A 391-nucleotide genomic window follows, 5' to 3' on the forward strand; every position below is an offset into this window, starting at 1 on the left:
AACAAAGAGGGCATCCTGGTGGATGCAGGCACGTCGCTGGCCCCAGGAGCCGTCAGCCGCATCGACCCCTGCGGCAAATATCTCATCTTCTACTCCCACAACGGCCGTGAGGCACTGGCTGACAAATTCGGCGCGGCGCTGGTGTCGGCACTGGGGGATGTCTGCGAGACGGCCTCCTACACCCGGGAGGATCTGGCCGCCCTTGACGCACAGCAGCTCAACGCGCTGGCCCAGAAGATCCGCACCCGGCTGGGGCTGACCCTTTCCGCCGGGGCCGACGTGCGGGACTATGTCGCAGCTCAGTGCACCGCACAGAAGGGTACCGCCGGGCTGGCCGAATGCTGTGACCGCATCTTCCGTGCCCTGAGCGAATACTGCCTGCGGACCGATG

Annotated in this window: 1 pseudogene; it reads left to right on the forward strand. The window is 65.7% G+C overall.

Annotated features, from left to right (window positions below):
• Positions 1-391: pseudogene (locus P0G09_RS15910) on the forward strand (stage V sporulation protein K); the annotation flags it as partial.

This window comes from Faecalibacterium sp. DFI.5.82 (assembly GCF_029076575.1).
Classification (GTDB): Bacteria; Bacillota; Clostridia; order Oscillospirales; family Ruminococcaceae; genus Faecalibacterium; species Faecalibacterium duncaniae.